Origin of the sequence: Acinetobacter sp. Tr-809, assembly GCF_011753255.1 — a bacterium.
Classification (GTDB): Bacteria; Pseudomonadota; Gammaproteobacteria; order Pseudomonadales; family Moraxellaceae; genus Acinetobacter.
In genome coordinates this window covers 126,271-151,625 of the sequence record NZ_VWVZ01000004.1, presented here as the reverse complement: position 1 = coordinate 151,625, position 25,355 = coordinate 126,271, and the positions used below count along the sequence as shown (strand labels likewise).

Below are 25,355 nucleotides of genomic sequence, written 5' to 3'. Positions count from 1 at the left end.
AATCCGTACAGTTGTTGAAAATAAACCTAACATCTGTACAGATTTAACAGGCCCAAAGCTTAGCTACAGCACAATGCTATAACTAGAATTTTTGAGAAATACTAAATTTATAGTCGCGACCAGTACCCGTCATATATTCCCCTAAGTACATTTTATATTCACGATTAAACAGATTGTCGATTGAGAAATTTAATGTTGGTCCTTTTTCACCTACAGGTTGCCAGTCAGCATAAACTCCATGTAGTGAATAGCCTTTTGTCTTTGGTAAGGAAAAAGAAGAAGCTGCTATCGATTTATCATTATCAGACAAACTTCGATCTTGTGCCGCCACAAAGATTCCTCTCCAACCCATAGTTAAGTGATGCTCTGGCACATTTACACCCAAAGTCGCTGTGGCTTTTTTAGGAGGAATATCAGTCATCCATGTTTTTTGGTCAAGCCAAGGATTCACAGGTGAATTATCACGCTGCCCACGAATATATGAATAGGTTAAGCCGGTAAACCAAGTCGGTTGATTATAGAACACCTCAGCTTCATAGGCCTTGATCGTATAATCATTTACATTGCGATAAAAACCATGATGATAGTTACCATTACAGTCATTAATGCTGCCATTTCCACCATTGGCATTATTTTCTGCTTGCACCTTACAAAAGGTTGAAAGGTTGCGAAAAATTTCATCGGCCCCACGATTGTGATGATAAGTGAGACGAACTTGTAAATGATCTTGTGATGCAAAGACATCATCAAAATTCATTTCATTACCCAAACGGATCGCGAGCATCTTTTCAGGGTGTAAATAACGACTAGTCGCAGGCACTGATGTCACCGCTGATTGCACATAATACTGCTCGTCTACACGCGGGGCACGCCATGTCTTACTGATATTGGCAAACCAAGTCAGATAATCAGCCTGCTTCCACGCCAAGGCTAAACGTGGCGACCAACCTGTATAGGTTTTACTTGAATAATCATGTCCAGCACTAGGATCATTATAACGTGGCGCTCGGTTCGGATTACCTGTATTGGTAATATGATCGTAGCGAAGTGATGGCGTAATGGTAAAGTTATTGATCTGATATTGGTCCTCAACAAATGCACTCAGCATCTGCTGGTCCCCAGAGGGCATATAATAGGGTTCATAATAACCAAAGTTATAATCAGGCTTTTTGGCATTGTTCTTATCGTAAATGAGCGAGTTCTGCTCCATCTTTTGATATTGCGCCCCTACTTTTAATTTATGCGTCCCATAACCAGTTGTGATATCACTAATATTACTGAGCTTAAAAGCCGTATTGGTATAGGTTACCCAGCTTTCATTGCCCAAGGTTGCTGCAGAACCACTAACACTTGGTAATCGTTGGTCGTGCTGATCCGTCTTTGAATATGAAGCGGTTGCTTTGAAATTCAAATAAGGATTAGATTCTGGATTAAACTCATATGCAAGTGAATAACTACTATCGTTTTGATCACGATAAACTAAGCGACGCTTCCAAGCTTCTTCATATCCATATTTCTTGATATCAGCTTCAGTTGGCACTGCATCTTGGTCACGCATAGCAGCGAATGGTTCCCACCCTTTATGCCCACTTTGCATCGCATTCAAACTGATTTTCTGGCTTTCTGTCGGGTGAAAGTTCAACTTCGCTAAATAGGTATCTTGTTGCTGTGCGGAATATAAAAATTTACTGCCATCGGGGCGTTTAACATCACCGCTGTCACGATTGGTATAATACAGCATTGCATCTGCTAAGCCGTTATCTGTCTTACCATATACAGCCCCTGTATAGGTATTTTGTGTATTATTGGAAAAGCGTGAGTATTTAGCAAAAGCACCGACTTTTTTGTCACCAACCAATAAGTCCGTTGCATCTTTAGTTTCTAAGGTGACTTTACCACCAAAGCCCCCATTACCAACTTCAACATTATGTGGACCTTTATCAACGGTAATCTTTTTTAAAATTTCTGGCTCAATAAAAACCGAACCTTGACGGTATTTATCAAAACTTTTGACAGAATCATCTAAGCTGATCGGAACATCCTCAACTCCCCCCATACCAAGAATATTAATCGTTTGTCCACCAGGTCTTGGCGATCCTGCAGAACCAACACTTGGCATGTTATCGAGCAATTGTGCCACGTTGTTTGCTTGATAACGGTCAATCGCTTTTTGATTTAAGACACTCTGCCCAAACTGAATCGTGTCTTCTTTTTCAGCTTGTACCGTAATCGGTGTCATTTGATAAATTTGGTTCAAAGCATTCGCGTTCGCTGCACTTGCAGGCGTTTTTACCACTACTTTGGCTGGTGTTACGCTGCTATCTGCAAATGCCTGTGACATAAGCCCCATAGATAGAGCAATTGCGACTGCCAATACATGAGGTTTGATAATCATTTGAGATGAGAGAGATCTGGACATAATGTTCACTAAAAATTAAAACGAACCATGAGCCTAAATAGGCGCTAAAAAGAATAGAAATCTAAGCAATACAATGTCATTCATAAACAAATATGCAATGTACGCGGATTCACCGTGAAAGTTTGCTTAAACTACGCATACAGCCCTATCACGATGAGGAAGGAACAAGTTTTGAGTCAATAGCATTACAGAGAGTATAAATGGTGCATCGATCATTCAACAAAACAACACAAATAATAGTAATTATCATTTACATTTAAGAATTTGTAAATGGATTGTTACAGATTTTTCAAATCGCTCAAGAACTCAAGCTGCATTCAATCTTAGATCGCCCAATTCCTCTGAGTGAATAAGCTGAGTAACACCATGCTTTGAGTCCCAAGATTTATTTTTATAAATAGCAGTAGAAATGAATTCAGATCAATTTTAATAGATACTTTAGACATAGGACTTAGTTTTAAAGATATAAAAATAAGCCCGAATTGATCAAAAATAATAGTAAAAAAGGACATTTTAAAACTAAGATTTTACAAATAAGTATCCCATTAAAGTTAAGAACGCTGATTTAAAATCCTTTTCTTTCGATACTGCAAAGGACTCATCCCCGTCCAACTTTTGAATGCACGAATAAATGATGTTTGCTCTTGGTATGCTAACAACATCGATATGTCTAGAATACTCAAATTAAGGTCTGCAAGATAATCAAAAGCTAAATCTCGACGAACTTGATTCAGTCTTTCTTTAAATGTATATCCTTGTTGTTTTAATTTCAGTTGAAATATACGGGATGGTAAGCCTAACTTGTTGGCAACATAATCCACACTGATATTTCCTTTATGTACAGCCTGAATAATTGTTTTTTGGATGAGCTCATCAAAAACATCAAGCTTAGGTCGTTTTGAGAGTAGTAAATTTGCTTGTTTAATTAAAATATCATTCAATACCGGGTCAGCATTCGATACGGTCAGATCAAGACTAGTCATCGGAATATATATTTCAACATCTTCGCCTTCAAACTCAACTGGACAGCCGAAAAAACTTTCATAATTACCAAGAAATTTTGTTTTTTCTGAGCTAAAGATAATTTTATATACTTCAATTTTATCAGGATGTACCAGTTTTCCTAAAAATGTATAAAGTACCCCCATCAATAATTCATCTACCAACTGATTATTTTTAAGATAAGGATCTCCGCCCCAACTAATCACAATAAATTGATCAGAAATAGACATCTTCGCTGGTTTTGTTTCACAAAAAAGCCGTTGATATTTTATAAAAAGATTTAACACCTCTAATATATTTTCACAAGAAGAAGCAATATAACCCAAAATACCGAGATGTTTAGGTTGAGTATAACTTGATATTTCCAACCCAAGTGCTGGTTTAGGTTTTTTCTGATTAATTTCTTCCAATAATTCTATCCACTCCCCAACTGGAATTAACTCATTTGTTTTATAATCACTCAAATATTTTGCATTTTTAAGGTTATTTTTTACACAAAAATAAATCAATAAATTAAGCATCGAACTAGACACTAATTTCACTTGATTAGGATTACTCAGAACCATTTCTACCCACTCATATCATATCCAAAACCGTACATCAGAGAAGGAATCAAAAAACTAGCAGTGCAAGTACATTATTTAATCAATCTTAAAAGTTAACGATAATCTAGTTTTCCATTTTTCTTACTAATACGGCAAAAAAATCCATTTTTTGTGATATTAATCACAGATAATGCTAAAAATCTACTTTAAAATTTAAGAAAAAAATTATCATTTGTATAAAAAAACTTATCATTTCAAGGAAAGTTTTAAGATTGTGAAAGTGTCTGCACAAAAGAAGTGCTTAAAAGTGATTTTTATTCTATATTCAAAGCCTTAAACACAATTATATCGCTGTATCATTTTTAATTATTTTTTCCTGCTACTATCATCAATCTCAGCCATTTCAATAGACAAAAGCGATCATAAAAGAGGTTTTTTTCGCAGATTCATCATTTGCGTCATATAAGATCACACTGCCAAGCTTTATGAATAAAATAATCAAATAGGGTTGAGAAACATTTAAAGACCATTATATTAAATATCGTTTAATTGATAAGTTTAAATAGAACTACATAAAAAACAGCTCCAAAAAAAACAGAAAAATAAATAATATTAAGATAATAATAAGGCTAAAAATTATAGAAAAAACAACGAAAATATACAAATCAACCATTTTTAAAAAAATAAAATATATGAAATATATAAATAAAGAAACGTAAGCTATATTTATCCTACCCAGACACATCAGCAGTAAGAACAGCTCATTTCTTATATAGATATTTTTTGATCCAACCTGACTTTTTCCACTTAATTTTTGAAAACTGGATAATAGTTTCTTTTTATATACCACTTTTATACCTTGGTTATATAATATGAAACGAAAAGTACCCCCTTTGAATATAAAATAATTAGCATTTAATTCATAAAAATTATCTTTTTCTACATGATACGAAGCATTCTGTCTAATATCCAAGAACAATGACTTATCAAAAAAATATATAGATTCATTCTTTATGTTGATTTTTTCTTCTTTTTTAAGATGGATATACAATCAAAAAACCATAGATGTAAAATAAAATTTATTAAAAAATGAAACATTCATGATATCCACCAACTTTCACAACATAAATTGGTTTCATTTTTATTCTATCACTATGAAATATTTATCTATTTTATTGCCAATCAGAAATAGCTCCAAATATTTTTGAAAAATTTCATCAAGACCAAAGATTGCCTGATCAAAAGGGTTATTCAGGAAAGTTTGATCTTGATCGTTAAGAGAAATGTTTGGTTTTTAAACAATCTTAGCAATACTTGTTTCTGCCTGACACGTTATGCCTTGCTCGACGAGGATTTTAAGCGTTCCACTTCTATGTGCAAGCACAGGCACTTCCATTTTCATGGCTTCCATAATCGCGACAATCTGTCCTTCAGTCACTTGCTCATCCTGAGTGACTTTCCATGAACTAATTACACCATTGATCGGAGCCAACAAGTGCTCTGCACTCACCTCAAGCTCGGCAGTTTGTGCTTGTACTGCGGTTGCTGGGCCTTGTGCAAACATACCCGCAGGTAAACCTAAACGATGTAATTTCCCATCAATTTCAATGTAGCTGAGCAGCATCGGTTGTTGATGATTAGGAATGCTTCGTTTGATTGGCTTTAATTCTTGTTTGAAATCATTTTCAATCCAACGAGTATGTACCTTAAATTCATCGCTAAAGTCAGGTTCATTGAGTACTGCACGATGAAAATCTAAAACTGATGCGATACCTTCAATTTTAAATTGCTTTAACGCACGTTTAGCACGCGCAATAGCAACTTCACGGGTTGGACCAGTCACAATCAGTTTTGCCATCAGTGAGTCGAAATGACTCGACACCAATGACCCAGTTCGAACCCCTGTATCGACACGCACACCGTTGCCAAATGGCGCTTCAAATAAGCTCAGCACACCAAATGCTGGAATAAAACCACGTGCTGGATCTTCGGCATTAATACGAAACTCAATGGCATGACCTTGTGCTTTTGGTGTTTCTTGAATCGACAATGTATGGCCTTGTGCGACACAGATTTGTTCTACCACCAAATCGACTTTTGCTGTTTCCTCTGTGACAGGATGTTCAACTTGCAAACGAGTGTTCACTTCTAAAAATGAAAGCTTTCCATCTCGACTCAATAAATATTCAACCGTCCCTGCACCAACATAATTGGCGGCCTGACAGATATTTTTTGCTGAACTCAAGATTTGTTGATAGATCTCATTACTGATAAACGGTGCTGGCGCTTCTTCAACTAACTTCTGGTTTCGACGTTGCAAAGAACAATCACGTGTTCCGAGTACTACAATATTTCCATGTTGATCGGCAATGACTTGTGCTTCGACATGACGTGGTTGATCTAGATATTGCTCGACAAAACATTCACCCCGTCCAAATGCAGCCTTGGCTTCTCGAACAGCGGATTCATATAGCTCTTTTACTTCTTCAAGCTTCCATGCCACTTTTAAGCCACGACCACCGCCACCAAATGCCGCCTTAATCGCAATCGGCAAACCAAATTGTTTGGCAAATGCTAAAGCTTCATCAGCATTATTCAATGGGTCTTGAGTACCTTGTACCAAGGGTGCACCCACCGACGCTGCAATTTTGCGGGCTTCAATTTTATCGCCTAATTTTTCAATGGCACTCGGTGATGGCCCGACCCATTTTAAGCCTGCATCAATCACTGCTTGGGCAAATTCAGCACGTTCAGATAAGAAGCCATAACCTGGGTGTACCATTGTGGCTTTGGATTTCTTTGCAACTTCGATAATAGCTGGAATATTTAAATAGGTCTCACTGGTAGTCGCACCAGCCAAGCCCCATGCTTCATCTGCAAGCTCGACATGCATGCTGCCCATATCGTCATCTGCATAGAGTGCGACCGATGCAATTCCCATATCACGGCAAGCATGGATAATTCGAACGGCAATTTCACCACGATTCGCAATCAATAATTTTTCAGTATTCATCATTTATTCTCAAAATCTGTAAATTCGGCAATTTTTTTAAATTTGATCTGACATCCTGCAGGAATCTGCGCCACCAAGTCCCAATGGTGTTTAGCAACAGCGGCAATGACTGGATATCCACCCGTTAAAGGGTGATCATTCATAAATAGAACTGGCTGACCGCTCGGTGGAATTTGTAAAGCACCAATACACGTGCCTTCACTTTCCAGTTCATGGGTAATTTTTCGGGTTAAAGGTTGCGCACCTGACAATCTGAGTCCGACTCGGTTACTTTCATTGGTCACTGACCATTCCTGCTGGCAGAGCAGCTCAATACTGTCTTGCTCAAACCAATCAGTACGTGGACCCATCACAATATCTAGCTCAACCACCTCGCCAGCTTTGGGCAAATCGGTTTTGCCCACTTCATTGACACTAATGTTAGCCGCCTTCACTTGCCCTTGATAAAGGGTATCCCCAAGCTTTAAAGGTTCTGGTCCTAACATCGCTAAGCTGTCAAACGAGGTACTATTCAGTACAGGCTGAATATCGATACCACCACGAACGGCAACATAGTTTCGTAAGCCTGCCGTTGGTGGCTGAATTTGAAACTCATCGCCTAAGTCCAGATCAATCGGTTGATAGCTTGCAAAGTCTGCGGTTTGACCGTCGGCAAATTTCACACGAATATTTGAAATAGCTCCAGCCACTGCAATAACGCCAGCATGCTGCATTTTGGCCTTTAAGCCACCGTTTAAAACTTCAATCACGGGGGTATCGATTGGATTTCCCACAATACGATTGGCACTGTGCATGGCAGATAAATCCATTGCACCCGCCACTCCAACGCCAATATTGGTCTGATTGAATCGCCCTTCATCTTGAATCAGCATTTGTAAACTTGGCGCAATAATCGTAAACACCGGCACCGATTGTTTCGGTTCAACAGTACGCGTGATTTGCTGCAGTACATTTACAGTGATTGGATGATGCGTGACATCTTCAAAATGTACGGTCATGCCCGGTAACAAGAGTGCTGGATTTTCCCGCTCTAAATCCCACATTTTTTCCGATGTTGTGCCAATCAACTGCCAACCACCCGGACTGTCTTTTGGGTAAATACCAGAGTATTTTCCAGCTAAGCCTAAAGCGCCTGAGGGAATTTTTTTTCGCGGAACTGTTAAGCGCGGAATATCAGTAAAAGGTTGATCGGGACTGCTCATATAAGCAAAGCCTGGTGCAAACCCAATAAAAGCCACATTCCAGACGCTTTGCTGATGTTTTCTAATCACATCAGCTACAGACAAGCCTTGTAACTCTGCAACTTGAGCAAGGTCTTCGCCATCGTAACGAATCGGCACAACTACTTCTTGGCTACTACGCTCAAATCCAGAATCTACTTTTAGTCCCTGAATCGAAGTAAGCAGCGTTTTAAAGTTGGTTTCGATCTCGTTAAAAAAAACCAAAATTGTTTTTGCAGCGGGGACTAAGTCTTTAATTCCATTCAATTGCGTATGTTGCAATTTATTGTACAACGCCAATGTTTCTTCGAGGCTCGTAAGCTCAATCAGAAAACAATCGGCGTTTACCGATAAAAAACGCATTTATTTATCCTTTTTAATTATTCTTTAGTCCAATTAGCCCATCCATGCGCGATCAGGAATGTCGGTAATCAACATATGACCCGGTGCATGACTAATCGCAAAAGGAATTTTCGAGTTCATGACTGCCGCTTGCGGGGTGACTCCACATGCCCAAAACACGGGGATTTCACCCGCTTCAATACGAGAAGCATCGCCAAAGTCAGGCTTATTTACATCTAAAATTCCTAGGCTTTCAGGATGACCAATATGTACAGGTGCGCCATGTACACTTGGCATCCGTGCTGTAATTTTTACCGCTTCACTAATTTGATGCGATGGAATTGGTCGCATTGAAACCACCATATTCCCTGAAATACGCCCTGCTGGCTGGCACTGAATATTGCTTAGATACATCGGCACATTGGTGTTGTCATGAATATGGCGAACTTCAATCCCTGCTTCTTGCAAAGCGGTTTCAAAAGAAAAACTGCAACCAATCAAAAAAGTCACTAAATCAGGGTGAGCGTTATAAATCTCACTGGCATCGGTCACTTCCTCAACCATTTCTCCATCTTTCCAAATGCGATAGCGTGGAAAGTCGGTGCGGATATCTGAATCTGCCGCAAGCTGAGTTACATAGATGCCTTCTTCAAGCACATCAAGTACTGGACAGCTTTGCGGGTTACGATGCGCATAGAGTAAAAAATCATATGCCCACGCTTTTGGCACCGAAATCATATTCACCTGCGTCATGCCTGCTGCCATTCCTGCTGTTGGCTGGTCAAAGCCTGCACGGATTTTTAAACGCGCATCTAAAGCAGCGTCAAGCTGAGCTGGATCGACTTTAATATCCTTATACATGGTGCTCATCCTTATGCTTTGTTTACAAATGGGCGGATTTCAATCTTGTTTTTTACAAGCTCGGCTTTAATGGCTGCCGACATTTCTAATGCACCGTCGGTGTCGCCATGTAGGCAAATGGTATCGGCTTGAATTGGGGTAAATACACCATCAATTGACTCGACTCCACCCTGTTTAAGCATAGACACCACACGACTCGCAACAAATACCGAATCATGTAAAACAGCACCGTCTAGACGACGCGAAACCAGTGAACCATCACGGTTATAAGCACGATCTGCAAATGCTTCTGACACCACGTTTAAACCAGCGGCACGCGCCTGCACGACCAAGCTTGACCCCGCCAAAGCCACTAAAACCAGTTCAGGGTTGTACATCTTAATCGCATCAATCACTGCGGCTGCCTGAGCTTGATCATGGGCAATGGTGTTATACAGTGCACCATGTGGTTTAACATATTGCACTTTTGAGCCTGCCACTTTTGCCAAACCGTCCAATGCTGAAATTTGATACAGCACATCGGCAATCAGTTCGTCACGTGATAGATCCATGTTACGGCGGCCAAAACCAACCAGATCTGGATAAGACACATGCGCCCCAATCGTGACGCCCAATTCAACAGCTTTACGAACTGTTTTTAAAATACCAAGTGGATCACCTGCATGAAAGCCACATGCGATATTGGCACTGGTCACTACAGGTAAAATCTGGTCATCATTGCCCATTTTCCATGAGCCAAAGCTTTCGCCCAAATCACTGTTTAAATCAACAAACATGGCATCATTCCTTTTTCGCTGTACGATTATCTGGCTTAAAGTTTGGTCAAATAGTTAAACACGGTCGTAAATGACATATAGCCCATCCACCACGTCAATACACAGGTGACTGCACCTAGAACAATTAACCATTTTGGATAATTATAATTGCCCATCAAGTCTCTACGGCAAGCCGCAACATACACAAAAATGGTAAGGCCAATTGGCAACACTAAACCGTTAAAACCACCGACAAAAATGAGTAGACCTGCTGGTGTTGCCCCCAATACCACATAAAGTAATAAGGCTAAGGCAATAAAAGTGATGGTGGTATAGTTGCTTTGTTTTGGGGTTAAATTCTTTTTAAATGCACTAAAGAATGAAACCGAGGTATAGGCTGCACCAATGGTGCTACTAATACCCGCTGCCCAAAAGATCAGGCCAAATAATTTATAACCAAATGTACCCGCAGCATACTGGAATGCTTGTGCCGCTGGATTGGCATTATGGCTGGCTAAATCAATATTCGCTCCGCTCACCACCACACCCAAGAATGCTAAAAATAAGACATAGCGCATGATCCCAACTACAACAATGCCCTTGGTCGCAGCTTTGGCCACTTCATCAATATTTTCGGGGCCAACAGCACCTTTATCCAGTAAGCGGTGTGCACCTGCATAGCAGATATAGCCACCTACCGTGCCACCGACAATGGTGGTAATAATGGCAAAGTCAATCTGATCTGGCGCAAAGGTTTGCTGTACCGCCTGCCCAACAGGAGGCATCACAATCACAGCCACAATGATGATCAGGATAATTTTCAGCAATCCCAATACGATCATGCTTTTATCCATCGCAAGCGTGGCTTTTCTAGATGCGAAAATCAAAATCGCCAATGCACCACTGAGGATACCGCCCCATTTGGTATCCAGACCAAATAGCGCATTCAGCCCCAATGCAGCACCTGCAATATTTCCGATGCTAAAGAAGAAACCGCCTAGAATCACCAGAAAAGCAAGTAAATAACCACTGCCTGGTAAAGCCTTATTGGCAATATCGGATGCACGCATTTGCGTGAGCGTCACTACACGCCAAATATTTTGCTGCACCACATAATCAATCAAAATTGAAACTAAAATGGCAAAACCAAATGCAGCACCTAGTTTTACTGTAAATACAGCAGTTTGGGTTAGAAACCCGGGTCCCATGGCAGAGGTTGCCATCATAAAGATCGAGGCGACAATGGCCCATTGGCGATCTGATAGCAAAGAAGATTTCAGTAAAGACATATTGATGCGTTCCTCATCCATTTGAGCTCAATAACGCTATTTTTGACTTGATCCAAGAGCATCATTTTATTGACAAACGATCTTCTTTAATCCTTTTTAAATCACAAAGATTCCCTGTTCTCCCACTCAGCGATGGGTAATCAAATCTTCTCGTTCAAATAAAAACATATGCTAGCCAACTGAACAATACGCCTTTTTAGATATAAAATTAAAACCAATATATTGAATTTAATTACTTTTTATTTGTGATTAGTTCGAATATAAATTTTACTTATCACTCCTGATAAGCTGCTTTTATAATTTTTTAGCTCAGCAGCTGTTGGACTCCACATACACGGCTCTTACAGAAGCTTGCTTTAACCAGCTCAAATTTTTATTTTCTCATTCAAGCTTTTCATCGCGCTTTCAGAAACCATCACGGCGACATCGGTTAATTTTTCTTTCAATGCAGCATCATTGCCTTGAATATAAATCGAGGTAAAGTGGAAGGTCTTTAACTTAATTGGCGTATTTAATATTTCTAATCGACCATCGGTAATTTCTTTTAAAGCAGTTAAGGTCGGCACCACAGCGATCCCCAGACCTTGCTCGGCAAGACGTAATAATGTCGCCAAGGAATAACTGGTGATCGAAAGCGGCTCATCCAGCCCCTGTTCCTTCATTTTGGCTTTCAGCTCTTTATAAGGATAGGTAATTTTTGGATAGGTTAAAATAGTATGTGACATTAAGGTCTTAAATGACATTTGAGCAATCCCCCCTTTAAATGAAGGTGAAGCCAAGAAGCTGAGTTCAAAATCACACAATGCCTGTTCAATACATTCAAAAGCCAGCGTTGGTCCGAGTAAAAAGGCCATATCCAGATCACCTGTGCGTACGCCTTCTTGTAAATTCGGAGTCAAATCAACCACGATTTCTACAGAAACTTTAGGAAATTCCTGCTGAACTTTCTCTATATATTCTACCAACCATGTGTAGACAATGGTTTCCGAAACGCCCAAACGAATTGTGCCAGTCAAATGCTTATTTTCAGTTAATTCTGCGATGAGCTCAGTTTCTAAACGCATCAACTTTTCAGCATATTTAAATAAGGTCATCCCCTTATGGGTGGGTTTCAGTTGACGAAAACTTCGATCTAAAACTTTAAATCCTAAGTCATTTTCAATAGCAGTGATTTTCTGTGATACCGCAGGCTGGGTGGTTTGTAATTTTGTCGCTGCCTTATTAAAACTATTCAGCGTCACCACCCAGTAAAATGCTTCCAGATTCTTTAAATTCACGTTCAATCCTGAGTTAAATGTCCCTTTCTAACTCGATAGTATGAGAGTGAAAAGCCTGATTAAGCTACTCATTTATTGATTTTTGTTGCAGTCATTTGCAAATTGGCTCATTTCACTCTCACAAAAATGATATCCAAATCCTGTTTGGGAACGAAGTTACGTTTGGTCATCTGAAATTGAGTTGGACTGATTTTTTCGACTTTGCCATTCCAGCAAAATGAAACCAATTCATTCTTATCACGCTCAATCGTCAATTTAAAATTTTCAATCGGTTTAGCCCAATTTGCCCCTGTGGTCAGAATATAGCTTAAAGCATTAAACGGTGAATTCTCTGCTTTGGCTTTTTTTAAGCCCTGTTTAAATTGAGCATCCATACAAAAGTTCTGATTATATTCATCAGGATATAGGGCAACCGCACCACCCACCAAAGGTTGATATTGATGCTGAATTTTGGTCAGAGCATTGGCTTTAAAGGTTTGCTTCCAACTGTAAATTACTTGAGATGACCATGGAATTTCATCATCTTTTTTAAAGTTCGCTAATATTTTCTGTATTTGTGGCTGCTTACATTGCTTTAATTTATCGACAAAATAGCTATAGTCATCATTGTTGCGCATCCAAGGATTAAGCATCTCTGTTTGGCTAAAACCACATTGTTTAAATACATCTGTTGCATCAATCAACGGTGACTTTTCATCCCTTTGAATAAAAGTACGTACATGCATTTCTGGCTGAATATTTTTACCATCAACAATAATTTTAAAGCTTTTTAGCAGTGCTTCGGTATGGGCAAAATCCGAATCAAAGAAGTTATCAATACGTGGTAAGGGAAACAAAACGGTTTCCGTCACATCTTTATTGCTTAAATTTTTATAAAGGTAATCCACTTTAATCAGCTTCTTGCTAATAAATAAGTCTTCACTTTGCATCGCAACATGCGCATTTTTAAGATAGGACACTCCCCCAGTACCCACATAACCCGTTGAATCATTAGCTAGGCTATACGCGGGTATTTGCATCAAAATAGAAAATGCCAAGATGATTTTTTTCATTTTTAAGCGTCCAATTTAAGATTGTCATTATCAGAATCAATCATAGCGGCTCGAAGACGTAGATGTTCACTTTTTTACTTATTGCATATTTAAAAAAAGAGCAGCCTGTTGATCACAAACTACTCCCCTGATTCAGACTTTTACACTCAAGTTCAAAGCTTTATCAAACCATGAACGCTACTTTTAGCAAGATGATTTACTTTAATCGAATCATCACCGTTTTAATCCGATTGCTCTCCATCTCCACCACCTCAAATTGTAAGTCTTGATAGTCCAGCATTGAGCCGACTTCTACTTGGCCGTTACTTTTGTCGAGGATAAGTCCCGACACGGTAATATAAGCTGTCTCTTCATCGACTAAATCAACACCTAACTGCAATTCAAGTTGATACAAATCTAATGTGCCTGTAGCTTTCCAAGTGCTTTCATCAACTTGGATCAAATCAAGCTGTTCATCGGCATCTGGAAACTCACCCGCAATCGCTTCAAAAACGTCTAAAGGCGAAATTACACCCTGCACATTTCCAAACTCGTCATTGACGAGCACCAATGAACCTTTGGAAGTCCGCAATGTATTGATCACATCAATCACTTTCATTTTCTCAAAAATAAAAATCGGACGTTGTGCTTTGATCAAAGATTTTAATTGCGTTTCATCATCCAGCACATCCAGAATTTCCTTGGCGCGAACTACACTCAGAACTTTATCTAAGCTGCCTCGACAGAGTGGAAATAAACTATGCGGTACGGATAAAACCTGCTCTCGAATTTTCTCTGGCGTTTCATCAATGTTAATCCACGAAATTTGACTGCGTGGCGTCATGATTGATGCGACAGATCGTTCTGCCAGCATTAATACACCACCAATCATATAACGTTCTTGATCATCAAAGGTCTCTTGCGCTTGCAAATGTTGTAGCGGATTTGTCGCTGTGGTTTCTGCTTTGCCACCCATAAGCTTTAAAATCGTATCTGCTGTTCGATTCCGTAACGGGATCTTCGACTCATGTTTAGACCTGTTCCGCTGCGTGAACTGATTGAATGCCTCAATCACAATTGCAACACCAATACCCGAATAGATATAACCTTTAGGAATATGGAAACCAAAGCCTTCGGCAATCAAGCTAATACCAATTAACAGTAAGAAGCTTAAGCAAAGAATGATGACGGTTGGGTGTCGATTCACAAACTCAGTTAATGGTTTAGAAGCAAGTAGCATCACCAGCATGGCCACAACCATCGCCACCATCATGACGTAGATATTATCCACCATACCAATTGCGGTAATGACCGAGTCTAATGAGAATACGGCATCCAATACGACAATTTGGGCTACGACTGCTGTGAAGCTCGCATACACTACATTAGTGGTAATTTTGACTTCGGCTTTGCCTTCCATTCGTTCATGCAATTCACTTACCGCTTTATAGAGTAAGAATAAACCACCGAATAAAAGAATCAGATCTCGACCCGAAAAAGACCAATCAAAAATGAAAATAAGCGGTTTGGTTAAAGTGACTAACCAAGAAATGGCGAACAATAAGCCCAAACGCATGATCAATGCGAGAGACAAACCAATGATTCTGGCTTTATCGCGTTGGGAAGGAGGAAGTTTATCTGCCAAAATGGCAATAAAGACGAGATTATCAATCCCTAAAACAATCTCTAAAACGATCAGAGTAAGCAAACCTACCCAAATCCCTGGATCTAATAAAAATTCCATTACTTACTCCTTAAACAAAAACAAGGAGTCATGAAATTGTATTTTAAATTTGTACCCGGCGAGGGATCCATTTATGTTAACCTTTTTGACAATAGTTGCTCTGATTATGCCTAATCTTTCAGGATTGAGTTTATTTTTTTAAAAAACATATACAAGCTGAGCAGATCAATACAAATATATTAAATATCAATATATTACACACAATTAAAGTTTATTATTTAATTCAATTTTGAACAATTTGTTACATATTTTAAAAGCGCGATAATCACAACATAGCGCTATTAACAAAACAAATCAGGACATTATTTTCAGATTTAAAAGAAATCCACACAAACAATCTAAGCTCTTTTTGCTTACCAGTTTTAATGCTATGCCGACGCTTGGCTGATTACACAAGCAAATCAAATAATTTTCTTTTTGCTGTTTATTTCCGCATACATCTTAGGATTCCTTTTTGTGAATCTTTCTCAATTTGTTAAGATGACTATACCGAGGAAGTCATTCAATTTCTCATACACTGTTGACTCAATTTTGACAGAAAAGAAGTCCTTAGAAAGGTATACTTCCTTCGCTATTAAGTCGAATTTTACAGTGCTTGTTAGAATTGGCGAGACAGCCAAAAGTTCAAATTAAACTTATTTATTATTTAAATTTAAGGATTTAACATACATGAATAGCGCTGAAATCATGGCTGACCTTTCATCTCATACGCCGATGATGCAGCAGTATCTCAAAGTCAAAACGGATTATCAGCATGCATTGCTGTTCTACCGTATGGGTGACTTTTACGAGCTATTCTTTGAAGATGCACACTTAGCAGCCAAACTTTTAGGGATTACCCTGACCCATCGTGGTAAAGCCAGCGGTCAACCTATTCCTATGGCTGGCGTTCCTTATCATGCAGCTGAAGGTTATCTCGCGCGTTTAGTCAAAGCTGGGCGTACTGTCGCGATCTGCGAACAAGTCGGTGAAGTTACAGGCAAAGGTCCTGTAGAACGTAAAGTTGTGCGTATTTTAACACCGGGAACCTTAACCGATGATGCGCTGCTTGGTAGTTACCAATCCTCAAATCTGGTTGCACTGTGTATTCAACAAAATCAGATTGGTTTTGCTTTGCTCGACTTGAGTGCAGGTATTTTTAAAGTTCAGCAACAAGACTATAAACCTGAACAGCTCCCAATCGAACTGGCTCGTTTAATGCCAAGCGAAATTTTGATCGATGAAGATCTAGTGGATCAAAATATTATTGAACAGATTAAGAAAAATCTGGACTGCCCTATTACCAAACGTCCAAACGTTGATTTTAATTTAAATAATGCACAAAAAACCTTATGTGATCAGTTTAGTGTTTCAACTTTATCTGGGTTTGGGCTAGATCCAATTCCCCTCGCGAAAGCAGCGGCAGCAGCGTTAATTCACTATGCAAAAGAAACCCAAAAAACAGCCTTGCCGCATATTCGTTCAATTCAAATTGAGCAAAGTACAGACTTCATTGCACTTGATCCAATCACCCGTCGCAATTTAGAAATTATCGAACCGTTGTTTGATCATGGTACTTCGCTGTTCCAATTGATTAATGATTGCCAAACAGCGATGGGCGGACGCTTACTGAGCCGCACGTTAATGCAGCCTATTCGTGACACTGCTGTTTTAGATGCACGTCTTGATGCAACCGAGCAATTGTTAAAAGGCTACCATGAATCACCGCTTCGCTTAGTTTTAAAAGAAATTGGCGATATTGAACGCGTACTGAGTCGTGTTGCGCTCGGCAGCGCGCGTCCACGAGATTTGGTGCAACTACGTCAAGCTTGTGCACAGATCCCTTTCTTACGCCACGCCTTAGATCCTGTGCTGAAAACTCAGCAATCTAAGCTATTAATTCAATTAGATGAAGAACTTGGCGACTTTAAGAGTCTGCATCAACATCTGATGGCTGCAATTGTTGAAAGTCCGCCGGTATTGTTACGTGATGGCAATGTAATTGCAGAAGGTTATGATGATGAACTGGATGAGTTACGTAAAATTCGTGATCATGCTGGACAATTCTTGATTGACTTGGAAATTAAAGAGCGCGAACGTACGGGGATCAATACCCTGAAAATCGGCTATAACCGTGTTAGCGGTTATTATATTGAACTGACCCGCGCCCAAGCTGAACAAGCTCCAGCTGACTATATTCGTCGTCAGACTCTCAAAAATGCAGAACGTTATATCACGCCTGAACTCAAAGGTTTTGAAGATAAGGTCCTTTCTAGTGAGTCACGTGCCCTCTCCCGTGAAAAGCTTTTGTTTGAATCATTATTAGATGCATTACGTCAAAACATTGCGCATTTACAAATGATGAGTGCTGCGATTGCCTATATTGATGTGCTTGCAAACTTTGCACATCAAGCTCGACTCAACAATTGGGCAAGACCCGAATATACCCCTGAAACCAGTATCAAAATTCAGGCTGGCCGCCATCCTGTGGTTGAAGCTTTAAATAAGGCGCCTTTTACACCGAATGATACTTTCCTAGATGCACAGCATCGTATGGCAATTATTACAGGGCCAAACATGGGGGGTAAATCGACCTTTATGCGTCAGACTGCATTGATCAGTTTGCTCGCCTATTGCGGTAGTTTTGTACCGGCCAAAGCGGCAAAACTGGGATCAATTGACCGTATCTTTACTCGTATTGGTTCTGCTGATGATTTATCAACAGGCAAATCAACCTTTATGGTAGAGATGACTGAAACCTCACAAATTTTGCATCATGCAACCAGTCAATCTTTAGTGCTGATGGATGAAGTGGGTCGTGGCACCAGTACCTATGATGGTCTTTCTTTAGCTTGGGCCTGTGTGGTTGATTTAACCAAACGGGTGAAATGCCTCTGCCTATTTGCAACACATTACTTTGAGTTAACCGAATTGGGCGGTGAAGCTGGTATTGATAACTATCATGTTACCGCCCAAGAACTGAACGGTAATTTAATTTTGCTGCATAAAGTTCAACATGGCCCTGCCAGCCAAAGTCATGGTTTACAAGTTGCCAAGTTAGCAGGTATTCCAGCTAACGTGATTAAAGAGGCGCAAAAACGCTTAAAGATTCTGGAAAAGCAGCAACATCAACACTTACAGAGCAGTGTGCAGAATGATCTATTTAGTTCAGTTGAGCACGAGATCGAAACTCAAGTCGTTGAGAAAGTGATTGAGGTTGAAAAACCATCACCTGCTTTGGAGTTATTACACCAAATTGATGTTGATGATTTAACGCCACGTCAGGCATTAGAGCAGCTCTATTCTCTAAAAGCCGCACTGAAATCTTAAATACACTTTTTGGAACAAGTTGCTCATTTCAGCTTGTTCCAAAACTATTTTCCTGTCTATTTTTGACTTAAATTAATCAAGTTAAAAAGACTAAATAGCTTCCTACTCAGTATCTAACTTAAGGGAAAACACAATTAATATTCGGTTTAAGGCATTAGAACACTCAGAAATTGATCTGATCTGGCAACAGATTAGTCGACGTGAACTGATCACTCAAATGTATGTACAACAAAGCTCAGGTTTACAATTAATTGATTGTTTTTATGATGAGCAAAACTGGGATACCTATCATCTGGAAAATGACCCACCTTTGCTCAAAAAGTTGCATCAACAAGGAGCATTATGCGTAGGTGGATTTGATTCAGACAATCAACTCATCGCTGTACAGGTCGTTTCCAATCAGCATATTGCGGACTATCCTGAAGCCAAATTATTGCAATATTTTTATGTAGATGCCGATCATCAAGGTTTAGGTATCGGTGCTCAGTTGATGCAGTCTGCTATCACATCAGCAAAGCAACTCAATGCGAAACAACTCTATATTTCTGCCACGCCAAGTAAACGCACTGTAGACTTTTACTTTAAGCAAGGGGCTCAGCTTTTAATACAACCTGATCTAGAATTATTCGAAAAAGAGCCTGAAGATATTCATCTACTCTATACACTTTAGTGTCTCTTGCATCAGGGTACCTGAGATTAACAACAATTGAATGCTAAAAGTTATGAATGAAACCATTTTCAGTGTCTTAATTGCATGTTTTAACTGAAAATAAAAATGAGATTCTGTCTCAATAATTGACCTAATCAAGCAGACAATCACATTTTTTTTAGCAAAAAACAGATACACCCTCTGAACATCTTATTTATTATCAATACATTAACTTATTTTTCATATGTATAAATAAACAATATCAATAAAAGCAATTGTTTGTTTACCCCTTTTTTGCCTACAATACCCCATTCCAAACAAAAAACCGTATTTTTAGGTAGCTGTCGCCATGACCTTTGTTGTCACTGAAAATTGTATTAAATGTAAATATCAAGATTGTGTTGAAGTTTGCCCAGTAGACTGTTTCTATGAAGGTCCAAACTTCCTTGTTATCAATCCAGATGAATGTATCGACTGTGCTCTATGTGAACCAGAATGCCCAGCAAATGCAATTTTCTCTGAAGATGAGTTACCAGAAGGTCAAGAAGTCTTTATCGAGCTCAACGCTGAATTATCAGAAAAATGGGCAGGAAATAACATCACGCAGATTGGTGAACAACCAGCCGACCGCGAAGAGTGGAATGGTAAGCCAGACAAGCTACAATATTTAGAAAAATAATTGAAAAGACCAGTTTTACTGGTCTTTTTTATACCTGAACCACACATTTCTTTGCAATTACATCATTATTCATGCGCTATTTTGCATTAAAATAGTACGCCTACAGATTTTGAACTGCCTTTTTATGATGCGAAATAAATTACAGGGTCTATTATCATTATTTATCATCCCTGTGATGATGGTGGGCTGTAGTAGCTCAACGACAAAAGTAAATCAAAACCAAGGTAAAAGAATTTACATTCCGCAAGAACAAGTTACTTTTACACGTCCGATTCCAAATAAAGTTGAACCTTCTTCATATCGCCAATGGCTAAATCAAGGTGAAAACTATGCTCGTGTGCGGGAATATGAACAATTTCTAACCCGCAACAATGTCGCACACATCATTCCAAGTTTTGAATTATTACGTACCGCACGTGACTGGCAAAAATGTGGTCGCTCTGAATATATGGTACCGAACCGTGAGTTATGGGGTAACTCCCTATCAACACTCCGTGTATTTAAATATTTAATTGCAGCCAAAATCTTGACCGATTTTGAAGTGACTTCTGTCTATCGTGACTTACCGCTTAATCAATGTGCTGGTGGTGCTGGTTCATCAAAACATTTATTCAATTCGGCCATCGACTTCCGTATTGGGCCTGAATACCCGCAACCACAAGACTACGCCTATATTGAACAGACCAAGTTTAAGCTATGTCAGTTTTGGGCGCAGCACGGTCAAAGTCTAGATTTAGGTATTGGTTTATATAGCTCTGGTCAGATCCATATTGATACCCAAGGCTATCGTACTTGGGGACCCGATCTTACCCGCAATAGTTCAATGTGTAATTTCTAAGCGAAATATCGCAATAAAAAGAGATCAAAATGATCTCTTTTTTGTTTCAATCATCCAGATTCATTCAGCAATAAAATTGCACTCTGAGCATAAATGTTTAAAATGCAGAGCTAACAAATTGGTAGGTAAACTTGATTATGCAACAGATGTGGACCGAGATTGATGACTATATCAATTCACATTTAATTCCCACAGACCCAAGACTTCAACATGCATTAGATAATACTGATACTCAGGGCTTCTCTAATCATTTGGCTGTTGCGCCTAATCAAGGCATGTTTTTGCAAATGCTGATTCAGATGAATCAATGCAAACGTGTATTAGAACTCGGTACATTCGGTGCATATAGCACCATTTGGCTTGCCAAGGCCCTACCTGAAGATGGTTATCTACTGACGGTTGAAGGACGTGATACGCACGTCATCATTGCGCAGGAAAATATTGATTATGCCAATATGCCGACCAACATCGAACTCAAAAAAGGTCGTGGTGCAGATATCATGAATCAGCTGATTGCTGAAGGCAGTGAAGCATTTGATTTGATATTTATTGATGCCGATAAGCAGAGCTACCGAGAATATTTTGAACTCAGTCTAAAACTGTCTCATCCAGGCACAATCATTGTATTAGACAATGTGATCCGTGCAGGTGCGATCATTGATGAAAATAACAAGAAACCAAGTATTGAGGGAATCCGTGAAGCATTCACTGCTTTGAAAGATCATCCTCAGTTGCTTTCTTGCACGGCTTTGCAAACGGTTGGTTCAAAAGGCCATGATGGTTTTGCCATTGCAATCGTAAAATAGAGATTAAAAAACAACCTATTTAATTTAGTTGTGTAATATCAACAAATTATATTTATCTCCAGTGCTTTTCCATACAGTTATCCACAGGAATTGCGGATAACTATATGGAATAAAATGAATCACTTAGCAACTAATAGTGGAACATTGGCATTACGGAAGATCGTCGTCGTGATACTACCTAAGAAGAATTGGTGAATTTTACTGTGGCTAAATGCACCTAATACAATCAATTGAATATCATGTTCTCTTTGATATTCAAGAATATTTTGTGCTACATCACCATAACGATAAACTGAGACCACATCCAAACCAGCATCAGTCAGATACTTTTCAGGTTCAGTCAACATTTCTGGGTGATCACCCACATAGAGCAAATGGCATTGCAATGTTTTCAACAAGTCACTTTGAGCAATGCGTTGCAACATCTTTTGGCAGGTCGGTGAATATTCATAAGCAAAGATAAAGCGTTTCGGTGGCTGGAAATGCTCCCCAACGGTAATCACCGTACAATTTGCACCACGAATAAAGTTTTCAACATTACTTCCAATCGGCTTGTTCTTCTCAGCAGCACGCTCACCCACTCGACCGATAATCACCACATCATTTTCATTGAGAAGATTAAAGCTTTGTTCTAGGAAGTCGCCTTTTTCCTGAATTTTGGTACTGCTTAGACCGTATTGTTTTTCGATCAACTCAGAAATGTGTTTGAGTAAATTATTACTATAATCGAGCGCTAACTCACTTTGTTTCTGTTCCAATTCTGCAAGTTCTTTGAGCAGCATGGCATTACTTTCAAAGCCAATCACGCCACTGATTTCACCTAAATGATAACTAGCTGGGTAATAGTCCAAGATTTGCAACAGTACCAACTCTCTTTGCGTTTGTTTCGCAACCCATACTGCTGCTTCCGCAACAGCGTCAATGCAGGGTGAAGAATCAATACATGCAATTACACGGTTCATTTTCGCCTCTCTCTAGGTATGTACCTTAGGTCTTCTACTTATTTTTAACTTAGCATAGATAAAAGCATGGTGGGTTAAATTTATGTATCGAATCTCATACGCTTTTTTAATCGCTTCGATAACGAATTAATTTTGCGGGGTTCCCAGCAACCACTGCATAATTCTCAACATTTTTGGTCACCATACTGTTCATTCCAACTACAGCATGATCGCCAATTTTGATTCCATCTTTAATTCCGACATGCGCTCCTAGCCAAACATCACGCCCAATCTCAATGCCTTTAGAAGTAACAGGTTGTTGATAGATCGCACGATCCATTTCCATGCCATGATCAAACGCATATAGATGACTATAAGCCGCAATTCGAACTTGATCATGTAACTTGATCCCGCTACGTCCCCCATCCAAAATGCAATGATGGTTAATTGCAACTTCATTGCCAATTTCTAAAGGACCATGCAAAGTACAATCAGCAGCAATAAAGGTATTATCTCCAATACTGATCTTGCGACCACGTTCAGCAAAGATATGAGCCAAGGGTGAAATAAAGCAGTTTTGACCAATTTCTACCGTTTCCATTTCCATCAGATAGGCTTGGTACTCGGCTTGCCATGCTTCAGCCCATTCGCGATGTTTGGGTTTTAAAGTCCAATATAACCACGGCATATAATTCAAACGCTGTTTATGCTGCTCTCGGTATTTTAATAAAGGATCATGCGTCATGTTCTTGTGCCTCTATGACTTTAAGCAATTCCCGTCCTCGACTCACATCCTGTAATTTCAACCTTAACGGTTCAATTTGATGCACTTGTAGTCGTGCTTCAATGATGACACCTGTTTCAGTATATTGTTCCTGATACTCGATCTGCTGCTGCATCAGCTCATATTGCATAATCGCCCATTCATTGAATAAACATGCAAAACGAATTTCCTTCTTTTCAATCAATTCAACTTTTTCAGCCAAGAGCAAGCATTGTCCTGCGCAACCACCGTAGGCACGCACCAAACCACCTGTACCCAGTTTAATTCCACCATACCAACGATTCACCAATACAATCACATTGGTTAGATCATTACCTTCAATGGTGGCAAGTATTGGCCGCCCTGCTGTTCCTGAAGGCTCACCATCATCATTAAAACGAACATGATGGCCGATCTTCCATGCCCAACATTGATGCGTCGTAGATAAGTCTTTATTGTCTTCTAAAAAAGTTTTCACTTGTTGTTCATTTTCAACAACTGCTGCAATCGCTTGGAAACGACTTTTTTTAATGTCTTCTTCAAAAGTTACCGAGCTGGCAAGGGTAAATGGCATAAAACATAAATAAAAATTTAAAACACGATTATAGCTTTTTACAGCACAAATAAAAAACCTCGCCTGATGCGAGGTTTTTTATTAACAGAAAATTAGCGTTCGCGTAAAGCTTCTTTGGCTTTATTAAACGGTTTCAGCAAGTAGTCCATAATGGTCTTTTGTCCAGTACGAATATCAACGGTTGCTACCATACCCGGTGTAATGCTGAATGCCTTACCAGCCTTGTTATATAAACGATCAGAATCGGTACGAATATATACACGGTAATAGAACTGATCTTGCTTCACCTCATCACGAATAGTATCGGGTGAAATCACCGTCACTTTGCCATCCAAACCACCATAGATCGAGTAATCATAAGCCGTGATTTTCACTAAAGCTTCTTGTCCAGGGCGGATGAAAGCGATATCACGCGGTGAAATACGTGCTTCAATCAGCAATTTATCCTCTAAAGGAACAATAGTCATCAACTTACCATTTTGGGGAATAACTCCCCCTAAAGTTGTGACATCAATTTCTTTCACCACCCCGCGTACAGGTGCTTTAAATACGGCACGTTCTAAACTGTCATTTCGACCATTCACCACTTGTTGCTGCGTCTGAATATCGGTATTCGCCTTAGACAATTCTTCACGTGCTTTCACATAATATTGATTCCGCGTGTCATTGATTTTATTGTTTAAATCATTGGCCTCACGTTTTAAACGCAGTACTTCAACTTCACTAGCCGCACCTTTTGCGACCAAAGGCTCTGTCATTGCCAGTTCTTGCCGTACCAGTTTTGCTGCTTGCTCATATCCTTGGATTGACTGTTCCAGATTTTCACGGCGTGACAAATATAGAGCTGTTTCTTCTTGTACAAGTTTAGGACTCTTTTGCACTTCTTCAGGGAAGCTTAATGGAGAACCTGTCACTTCAGCACGTAAACGTGCGGCAGTTGCCTGTGCTGAAATCAATAATGACTTCGACTCCCCGACATTTGATGCAAGACGTGTTGGATCAAGCTGTGCAAGGATTTGCCCTTTTTCAACGACATCCCCTTCATTCACATCCAGTTTTGTCAAAATTCCACCTTCAAGCGATTGAATAATTTGCTCTTTCGAAGATGGAATGACTTTCCCCGTACCCGTTGAAACTTCTTCTAAATTAAATAGCCATGCCCAGATTAAGAGTGAAAGTAAACCAATCCCAATCATCCAAACAACGAGTGTCGAACGAGGTAACTTTGGCTCCTTATAAGTTACATTCATAGGACGACTGCTGCTTTGTTGTTGTTCACTCATAAATTTTCCTCAAAG

19 protein-coding genes are annotated in these 25,355 nt (G+C 39.4%); 5 read left to right on the top strand and 14 right to left on the bottom strand.

Annotation, left to right across the window (positions count from 1 at the left end):
- Nucleotides 1–82 precede the first annotated feature (82 nt).
- The 10 genes from F3J02_RS10500 to F3J02_RS10455 form a co-directional block, all read right to left on the bottom strand.
- Nucleotides 83–2,419: a TonB-dependent hemoglobin/transferrin/lactoferrin family receptor gene (locus F3J02_RS10500; RefSeq protein WP_167249085.1), complete on the bottom strand. Its 2,337-nt coding sequence runs from the start codon at nucleotides 2,417–2,419 to the stop codon at nucleotides 83–85.
- Between the two features lie 551 nt (nucleotides 2,420–2,970).
- Entirely contained in the window at nucleotides 2,971–3,987 is a 1,017-nt protein-coding gene (locus F3J02_RS10495) for an AraC family transcriptional regulator (RefSeq protein ID WP_167249083.1), read from the bottom strand.
- A gap of 1,273 nt (nucleotides 3,988–5,260) precedes the next feature.
- Complete coding sequence (locus F3J02_RS10490; RefSeq protein WP_167249521.1) at nucleotides 5,261–6,979, bottom strand: acetyl/propionyl/methylcrotonyl-CoA carboxylase subunit alpha; 1,719 nt, start codon at nucleotides 6,977–6,979, stop codon at nucleotides 5,261–5,263.
- Nucleotides 6,979–8,562 (bottom strand): urea amidolyase family protein, encoded by a 1,584-nt coding sequence (locus F3J02_RS10485; RefSeq protein WP_167249081.1) that lies wholly within the window; start codon nucleotides 8,560–8,562, stop codon nucleotides 6,979–6,981. Before F3J02_RS10485 ends, F3J02_RS10490 begins: the two co-directional genes overlap by 1 nt.
- A 33-nt stretch (nucleotides 8,563–8,595) precedes the next feature.
- The gene (locus tag F3J02_RS10480; RefSeq protein ID WP_167249079.1) at nucleotides 8,596–9,411 is read right to left on the bottom strand and encodes a putative hydro-lyase; all 816 of its coding nucleotides are present in this window, start codon (nucleotides 9,409–9,411) and stop codon (nucleotides 8,596–8,598) included.
- A gap of 2 nt (nucleotides 9,412–9,413) precedes the next feature.
- Nucleotides 9,414–10,178, bottom strand: coding sequence for a LamB/YcsF family protein (locus F3J02_RS10475; RefSeq protein ID WP_167249077.1), 765 nt, complete (start codon nucleotides 10,176–10,178; stop codon nucleotides 9,414–9,416).
- 35 nt (nucleotides 10,179–10,213) lie between these two features.
- Nucleotides 10,214–11,467, bottom strand: a complete 1,254-nt coding sequence (locus F3J02_RS10470) for an NRAMP family divalent metal transporter (RefSeq protein ID WP_167249075.1) — start codon at nucleotides 11,465–11,467, stop codon at nucleotides 10,214–10,216.
- Nucleotides 11,468–11,811: 344 nt separating this feature from the next.
- The gene (gene mumR, locus F3J02_RS10465) at nucleotides 11,812–12,723 is read right to left on the bottom strand and encodes a LysR family transcriptional regulator MumR (protein WP_167249073.1); all 912 of its coding nucleotides are present in this window, start codon (nucleotides 12,721–12,723) and stop codon (nucleotides 11,812–11,814) included.
- Nucleotides 12,724–12,830: 107 nt separating this feature from the next.
- Complete coding sequence (locus F3J02_RS10460) at nucleotides 12,831–13,775, bottom strand: DUF4424 family protein (protein ID WP_167249071.1); 945 nt, start codon at nucleotides 13,773–13,775, stop codon at nucleotides 12,831–12,833.
- Between the two features lie 196 nt (nucleotides 13,776–13,971).
- The gene (locus F3J02_RS10455) at nucleotides 13,972–15,498 is read right to left on the bottom strand and encodes a TerC family protein (protein ID WP_167249069.1); all 1,527 of its coding nucleotides are present in this window, start codon (nucleotides 15,496–15,498) and stop codon (nucleotides 13,972–13,974) included.
- Between the two features lie 669 nt (nucleotides 15,499–16,167).
- On the opposite strand from F3J02_RS10455, the gene mutS reads away from it, so the two are divergent.
- The 5 genes from mutS (at nucleotide 16,168) to F3J02_RS10430 (ending at nucleotide 21,779) form a co-directional block, all read left to right on the top strand.
- Complete coding sequence (mutS, locus tag F3J02_RS10450) at nucleotides 16,168–18,807, top strand: DNA mismatch repair protein MutS (RefSeq protein WP_167249067.1); 2,640 nt, start codon at nucleotides 16,168–16,170, stop codon at nucleotides 18,805–18,807.
- 94 nt (nucleotides 18,808–18,901) lie between these two features.
- The gene (locus F3J02_RS10445; protein ID WP_167249519.1) at nucleotides 18,902–19,477 is read left to right on the top strand and encodes a GNAT family N-acetyltransferase; all 576 of its coding nucleotides are present in this window, start codon (nucleotides 18,902–18,904) and stop codon (nucleotides 19,475–19,477) included.
- Between the two features lie 328 nt (nucleotides 19,478–19,805).
- The gene (gene fdxA, locus F3J02_RS10440) at nucleotides 19,806–20,135 is read left to right on the top strand and encodes a ferredoxin FdxA (protein ID WP_004652744.1); all 330 of its coding nucleotides are present in this window, start codon (nucleotides 19,806–19,808) and stop codon (nucleotides 20,133–20,135) included.
- Between the two features lie 124 nt (nucleotides 20,136–20,259).
- Nucleotides 20,260–20,973 carry a D-Ala-D-Ala carboxypeptidase family metallohydrolase gene (locus F3J02_RS10435; protein WP_216076276.1) on the top strand — a complete coding sequence of 238 codons (714 nt, stop codon included), beginning with the start codon at nucleotides 20,260–20,262 and terminating at the stop codon, nucleotides 20,971–20,973.
- A gap of 137 nt (nucleotides 20,974–21,110) precedes the next feature.
- Nucleotides 21,111–21,779 carry an O-methyltransferase gene (locus F3J02_RS10430; protein ID WP_005183472.1) on the top strand — a complete coding sequence of 223 codons (669 nt, stop codon included), beginning with the start codon at nucleotides 21,111–21,113 and terminating at the stop codon, nucleotides 21,777–21,779.
- A gap of 119 nt (nucleotides 21,780–21,898) precedes the next feature.
- On the opposite strand, the gene F3J02_RS10425 is transcribed toward F3J02_RS10430, so the two are convergent.
- The 4 genes from F3J02_RS10425 to F3J02_RS10410 all read right to left on the bottom strand — a co-directional run bounded on the left by F3J02_RS10425 (nucleotide 21,899) and on the right by F3J02_RS10410 (nucleotide 25,340).
- Nucleotides 21,899–22,741: a universal stress protein gene (locus F3J02_RS10425; protein ID WP_167249065.1), complete on the bottom strand. Its 843-nt coding sequence runs from the start codon at nucleotides 22,739–22,741 to the stop codon at nucleotides 21,899–21,901.
- Between the two features lie 106 nt (nucleotides 22,742–22,847).
- Complete coding sequence (locus F3J02_RS10420) at nucleotides 22,848–23,465, bottom strand: acyltransferase (RefSeq protein WP_167249063.1); 618 nt, start codon at nucleotides 23,463–23,465, stop codon at nucleotides 22,848–22,850.
- A complete protein-coding gene (locus tag F3J02_RS10415) occupies nucleotides 23,455–24,057 on the bottom strand; it encodes an IMPACT family protein (RefSeq protein WP_167249061.1) in 603 nt (200 codons plus the stop codon). Before F3J02_RS10415 ends, F3J02_RS10420 begins: the two co-directional genes overlap by 11 nt.
- A gap of 92 nt (nucleotides 24,058–24,149) precedes the next feature.
- Nucleotides 24,150–25,340, bottom strand: a complete 1,191-nt coding sequence (locus tag F3J02_RS10410; protein WP_167249059.1) for an HlyD family type I secretion periplasmic adaptor subunit — start codon at nucleotides 25,338–25,340, stop codon at nucleotides 24,150–24,152.
- Between the last annotated feature and the right edge of the window lie 15 nt (nucleotides 25,341–25,355).